The 6,986-nt window shown below is 75.8% G+C and carries 1 protein-coding gene; it reads right to left on the bottom strand.

All coding sequences use genetic code 11. From position 1 onward, the window contains the following. Nucleotides 1-6,986 (bottom strand): non-ribosomal peptide synthetase (locus AE652_RS01785; protein ID WP_049649274.1); only part of this gene is annotated, 6,986 nt, incomplete at both ends.

Below are 6,986 nucleotides of genomic sequence, written 5' to 3'. Positions count from 1 at the left end.
CGGCGACGGCGGTGCGGACGGTGGGGTGGGTGGTGAGGACGGCTTCGATCTCGCCGGGCTCGACGCGGAAGCCGCGGATCTTGACCTGGGTGTCGGCGCGGCCGAGGTAGCCGAGCTGGCCGTCGGGGGTCCAGCGGACGAGGTCGCCGGTGCGGTACATCCGGGAGCCGGGCTCGTAGGGGCAGGCGAGGAAGCGGGTGGCGGTGAGGCCGGGTCGTCCGGCGTAGCCGCGGGCGAGTCCGGCACCGGCCAGGTACAGCTCGCCGGCCACACCCGGGGGCACCGGCCGCAGCCCGTCGTCCAGCACGTACGCCCGCATGTTCCAGATCGGACGGCCGATCAGGGTGTCGGCGCCGTCCGGCCCGGCGCACACCTCGCCCCGGGTCGCGACGGCACCGGCCTCCGAGGCGCCGTAGAAGTTGAGCAGCCGGGCCGAGGGCAGGGCCTGCCGGAACGCCCGGACGGTGGCGGCGGGCAGCTGCTCGCCGCTGCAGATCCAGACCGCGCAGTCCGCGACGGCGGTTGGCTCGGCGCTGTCCAGGAAGGCGTTCAGCAGGCTGGGCACGACGGTGAGCCGGGCGATGCCGTGCCGGGCCGTGGCCGCCGCCAGCTCGGGTACGCTCCGGGCCGTGTCGGCGTCGACCAGGACGGTCGAGCCGCCGGACAGCAGCGGCGCCAGCAGCTCGGTGATCCCGTCGATGACGCTGACCGGCGACTTCGCCAGGATCGCGGCCTCCCGCTGCTCGGGGAGCTCCTCGGCGAACCAGGTCAGCCGGTTGACCAGGGCGCGGTGCAGTCCGAGCACGCCCTTGGGCCGGCCGGTGGAGCCCGAGGTGTAGATGACGTACGCCGGGTGGTCGGGCAGCAGCGGGCAGGTGCGGTCCGCGTCCGTGGGGGCGGTGCCGGGGAGGGCGGCCGTGGCGCGCTCCAGTGCCGGGTCGTCCAGCAGCAGGCGGGGCAGGCCGGTCTCCGGCAGCTGTCCGGCGGTCGCGCTGTCGGTCAGCAGGAGGGCGGGCGCGGCGTCGTCGAGCATCAGCCGGACGCGGTCGGCCGGGTACGCCAGGTCGACGGGCAGGTGCGCGCCGCCGGCCTTGAGCACGGCCAGCAGGGCGACGACCATGTGCGGCGACCGGGGCGCCGCGAGCGCCACCGTGCTCTCCGGGCCGACGCCCCGGCCGATGAGGTGGCGGGCGAGCCGGTTGGCCCGGGCGTCGAGTTCCGCGTAGGTGAGGGCGGTGGTGTCGCTGCGGACGGCGACGGCCTCGGGGGTGCGGGCGGCCTGGGCCTCGAAGAGGGCGACGACGGTGGTGCCCGGGTGGCCGCCGGCGGTGTCGTTCCACTCGGTGAGGACCTGCCGGTGCTCGCGCTCGGACAGCAGGTCGAGCCGCCCCAGCGGGAGCTCCGGGTCGCGGGCGACCTGGTCGAGCAGCCGGACCAGACGGGCGACCAGGGCCTCGGCGGTGGCCGGCTCGAACACGTCGGTGCTGTACTCCAGGAAGCCGTCGATGCCGGCCGGGGCGGCGCCGGCGTCCTGCTGTTCGGCCAGGAAGAAGTTCAGGTCGAACTTGACCGAGTCGGCGGCCGGCGGCTCGAAGGCCGCCCGGACGCCGGGCAGGGCCAGCTCGGGGCGGGTGTTGTTCTGGAGGACCAGCATGACCTGGAAGAGCGGGTTGCGGCCCATGGAGCGTGCGGGGTCGAGGACTTCGACGAGTCGTTCGAAGGGGATGTCCTGGTGTTCGTAGGCCTTGAGGGCGGTTTCCCGGGCGCGGTCGAGGAGTTGGGTGAAGGCGGGGTCACCGCTGGTGTCGGTGCGCAGGACGAGGGTGTTCATGAAGCAGCCGACGAGGTCTTCCATGGCGTCGTCGGTGCGTCCGGCGATGGGGGAGCCGATGGGGATGTCGTGGCCGGCGCCGAGGCGGGTGAGGAGGGCGGCGAGGGCGGCCTGGAGGACCATGAAGAGGGAGGCGCCGTTGTCGCGGGCGAGGTGGGCGAGTCGGTCGTGGGTGTCGGGGTGGACGCGGAAGGGGACGGTGCCGCCGCGGTGGGTGGCGACCTTGGGGCGGGGGCGATCGAAGGGCAGGGCGAGTTCCTCGGGGAGGTCGGCGAGGTTCTCCGTCCAGTACGCCAACTGCTGTGCGGCCAGGGAGGTCTGGTCGTGGTCGTCGCCGAGGAGGTCCTGCTGCCAGAGGGTGTAGTCCGCGTACTGCACCGGCAGCGGCTCCCAGCTCGGAGCGGTGCCGGTGGACCGGGCCGCGTACGCCCGTGAGAGGTCCCGGGTGAGCGGTGCGGCGGACCAGCCGTCCCAGGCGATGTGGTGGACCACCAGCAGCAGCAGGTGCTCCGCCGGGCCGGTGCGCAACAGGGTGGCCCGCAGCGGGAGTTCGGCCGACAGGTCGAAGCCGCGGGCGGCCTCCGCCGGGGTCTCGGCCGCCTCCCGGACGGTGAGCCCGGTCCAGGCCTCCGTGCCCAGGACCTCCTGGCGGGGTTCGCCGTCGGTCTCCGGGAAGACCGTGCGCAGCACCTCGTGCCGCTCGACCAGGTCGGCCAGCGCCGCCTCCAGCGCCGTGACGTCCAGCGCCCCGGAGAGCCGGACCGCGAAGGTCACGTTGTAGGCCGCCGAGCCCGGCTCCAGCCGGTTCAGGAACCACAACCGCCGCTGGGCGAACGATAGTTCACCGGAACCGTCGCCCTGGACGGCGGGCCGCAGCGGCGGCCGGACCGCGCCGCCGGCCGCGAGCTCCCGGGCGACGCCGGCCACCGTCCGCTGCTCGAAGAGCGTACGGATCGGCACCTCGGTGCCCAGGGCGGAGCGGACCCGGCTGATCACCTGGGTGGCCAGCAGGGAGTGGCCGCCGAGGTCGAAGAAGTCGTCGTCGATGCCGACGGCGGTCCGGCCGAGCGCGTCCGCGAAGATCCCGCCGAGGATCTCCTCGACCGGGGTGCGCGGCAGCCGGCCCGCCGGGGCGGGGGCGCTGTCGGGGGCGGGCAGGGCCCGGCGGTCCAGCTTGCCCTGCGGGGTGAGCGGCAGCGCGTCGAGCACGACGACGGCGGCCGGGACCATGTACTCGGGCAGGGCCTCGGCGACCCGCTCCCGCAGCGCGGCCGGGTCCGGTACGGCCGGGGGCCGGGCGACCACGTAGGCCACCAGCCGGTCCTCGCCGTCGTCGGTGCGGACCACGACGGCGGCCTGGGCCACCTCGGGCCGGCCGGTCAGCACGGACTCGATCTCGCCGAGTTCGATCCGGAAGCCGCGCAGCTGCACCTGGTCGTCGGCCCGTCCGGCGTAGTCGAGTTGGCCGTCGGGGCGCCAGCTCGCCAGGTCGCCGGTGCGGTACATCCGCTCGCCGGCGGGGCCGAAGGGGTCGGCGACGAAGCGTTCGGACGTCAGGCCGGGCCGGTCCAGGTAGCCGCGGGCCAGGTTGCCGCCGACGTAGAGTTCGCCGACCACCCCGGCCGGGACGGGCCGCAGCGCGGAGTCGAGCACGTAGACCCGGTGGGCCCGGGTGGGCCGGCCGATCGGGGGCCGGCCCGAGCCGCCGAGCCGTTCGCCACCACTGAGCCGTTCGCTGAGCCGTTCGCCGCCACCCAGCCGCTCGCTCACCGTCGAGGCGAGGACGGCCTCGGTGGGCCCGTAGCCGTTGATCATCTGCAGCTGCCCGGACCAGCGGTCCACCACGTGCGGCGGGCAGGCCTCCCCGGCGACGACCATGGTCAGGTCGGCGGGCAGCCGGGTGCCGTCCGGGAGCGCGGCGGCGACCACCGGCGGCAGCCCGGCGAGGTTCACCCGGTGGCGGTGGATCAGGTCGACCAGCGGCCGGCCGGGGACCCGGCACTCCTCGTCGGCGACCACCAGGGTGCCGCCGCCGAGCAGGGACAGGCTCAGTTCCCAGACCGAGGCGTCGAAGCTGAACGAGGCGAACTTCAGCACCCGGGTGTCCGGGCCGACGCCGAAGCGCTCGATCAGGCTCGCCACCATCGCGGCGAAGCCGGAGTGGTCGACCGTCACGCCCTTGGGCCGGCCGGTCGATCCGGAGGTGTAGATGACGTACGCCGGGTGCCGGGGCAGCAGCGGGGCGGTCCGCTCGGCGTCCTGCGGGGCGTGCGCCGGGAGGCCGGCCAGCTCCGCCAGGGTGGCCGGGTCGTCGAGCAGCACCGTGCGGCAGTCGGCCCCGGCGAGCTGCGGGGCGAGGGCGGCGGTGGTGAGCAGGACGGCGGGCCGGCTGTCGGCCAGCATGAAGGCGATCCGGTCGGCGGGGTACTTGGGGTCGATCGGCAGGTACGCGGCGCCGGTCTTGAGCGCCGCCAGGACGGCGCAGGTCATCTCGACCGGGTCGGGTACGGCCAGCGCGATGATCCGCTCCGGTCCGACGCCGTGGGCGATCAGCAGCCGGGCCAGCCGGTTGGAGCGCTCGTCCAGCTCGCGGTAGGTCGTCTCGCGGTCCTCGAAGACCACGGCCACGGCCTCGGGCGCCCGGGCGACCTGGGCGGCGAACAGCGCGGGGACGACGGTGCGCGGGGCCGCGGCGGCCCGTCCGGCCCAGTCGCCGAGGATCCGGTGGTGCTCCTCGTCGGTGAGCAGCGGCAGCCGGCGGAGCGGGACGTCCGGGGCCGCCAGGACGCTCTCCACCACGTGGGCGAAGCGGTCCAGGATGCGGACGACCTCGTCGCGGTCGTAGCGGTCGGGGCGGAACTGGGCGCTCAGCGTCAGCCGGGTGTCCGGGTAGGCGAGGACCGCGAGGCCGCGCTCGCCGGCCAGCCGGGTGCGGGCGTTGCCCAGCCGCAGTTCGGGCACCAGCGCGTTGAGCCGGCCGACGTCGGCCTGCGGCTGGTTCTGGTAGCTGAACACGGTGTCGAACAGCTCGCCGGCCCCGGCGATCCGCTGCACCTCGGCCAGGCCGAGGTGCCGGTGGTCGAGCAGGGCGGTCTGCTGCTCGTCGATCCGGTGGAGGAGTTCGGCGACGGGCAGGTCCGGGTCGAGCCGCACCCGTACCGGGAGCATGTTCAGGAAGAGTCCGACCAGCGACTCGATGCCCGGAAGCTCCGGCGGCCGCACCGAGTTGACCGCGCCGAACACCACGTCCGGGGCGTCGGTGAGCCGGCCGAGCAGCAGCGCCCAGCAGCCCTGGAGGACGGTGTTGAGGGTGAGGTTCTCCGCGCGGGCCCAGGCGACCAGCCGGGCGGTGAGCTCCTCGGGCAGGGCGAGGTCGACGGCCTCGGGCAGCCCCGGGTCGCCCGGCCGGTCGGCCGGGCCGAGCCGCAGCGGTTCGCCCAGCCCGTCCAGTGCCTGCCGCCAGGCCGCGCGGGCGGCCTCGGTGTCCTGGGCGGCGAGCCAGTCGAAGTACGCCCGGTAGGAGGGCGCCGGGGGCAGGGCGGCCGGGTCGCCGCCGGTGGCGTACAGGGTGAACAGCTCCTGGGCGATCACGCCCATCGACCAGCCGTCCACCAGCAGGTGGTGCAGGGTCCAGAGCAGCCGGACCCGGTCGGGGGCCAGCCGGATCACGGTGAAGCGCAGCAGCGGGGGCCGGGCCAGGTCGAAGCCGCGGGTCCAGTCCGCGTCGGTCAGCCGTTCGGCCTCGGCCGTCCGCTCCGCCTCGGTGGGGAGCCCGGACAGGTCGACCTCCTCCCAGGGCACCGGCACCGCGGCGGCCACGACCTGCCGGGCGTCCTCGGCGGACCGCTCGGGGAAGTGCACCCGCAGGCCGGCGTGCCGGGCCAGCAGCGCGGCGGCCGCGGTGCGCAGCGCGGCCGGGTCGAAGGGCCCCTCGATGTCGAGGACGGCCTGCATCAGGTAGGAGTTCATGCCCTGCTTGTCGAACTCCGTCTGGAAGATCAGGCCCTTCTGGAGCGGTGACAGTTCCAGCGCCTCGCCGTCCGCCGCCCCGTCCTGCTCGCCGGGGACGGCCTGCTCGGTGTGGGAGGCGTGGGCGGCCAGGGCTTCGAGGGCGCGGAACCAGGCGCGGGCGATGTGCTCGGCGTCGGCGTCGGCCAGTGCCTCCGGGGCCCAGAGCCAGTCGGCGACCAGGTGCGGCCCGTCCGGCCGGTCCTCGGTGACGGGCGTGGCCGCGAGCACGTGCCGCAGCGGCATGCTCGGGTGCACCCCGGTGCCGACGACGGCGTGCCGGGCGTCCGGCAGCCAGTCCCCGGCGCTCTCGTCCCGGTCGGTCCGGAACCGGCCGAGGTAGTTGAAGCCGAGCTCCGGCACGCCGTGCCGGGCCAGGGCGGTGACGGTCTGCGGGTTGAGGTGGCGCAGCAGCCCGTGGCCGAGCCCGTGGTCGGGCAGCCGGCCGAGCTGCTTCCGCACCCGGCGCACGGCCGCGTCGAGCGGCTCCCGCCCGGCGTCGCCCGGGTCCAGCCGTACCGGGAAGACGCTGGTGAACCAGCCGACCGTACGGGAGAGTTCGGCCTCGTCGGTGAACGGCTCGCGGCCGTGGCCCTCCAGTTCGACGGTGACGGCGCCGGCCGGGCGGTCGCGGTGCCGGCGCCAGTCGGCGACGGCGAGCGCGAGGCCGGTCAGCAGCAGGTCGTTGATCTCCCCGCCGTAGACCCGGCGGGCGGCGGCGAGCAGCGTCGCGGTGGTGTCCGCGGGCAGCTCCAGCCGGAGCCGGTGGGCGGAGCCGTACACGTCCCGCTCGGGGTCCAGCGGACGGGAGCCGAGCGGCTCCGCGGCCGCCGACTGCTCGGCCCACAGCGGGAATTCGCGCACCCGCTCGGCGGTGCGGGCCTGCTCGCCGAGCAGCTGCGACCAGCGGCGGTAGGAGGTGCCGACCGGTTCCGGGGCGAGGCCCCGGCAGGCGGCGGCGAGGTCGGCGACCAGGACCCGCCAGGAGACCCCGTCCACGCACAGGTGGTGGGTCAGCCAGACCAGCCGGCCGGGGCGGCCGGGGCCGGCGTCGAGCAGGACGAGCCGGGTCACCGCGCCGTCCTCGGGGGCCAGCCCGGTGCGGGCCGCGGCGATCTGCTCGTCGACGGCGGCGGCCAGCGCGGCC

Source organism: Kitasatospora sp. MY 5-36, assembly GCF_001182915.1.
Taxonomy (GTDB): domain Bacteria; phylum Actinomycetota; class Actinomycetes; order Streptomycetales; family Streptomycetaceae; genus Kitasatospora.
This window is presented reverse-complemented; position numbering and strand designations above follow the sequence as displayed.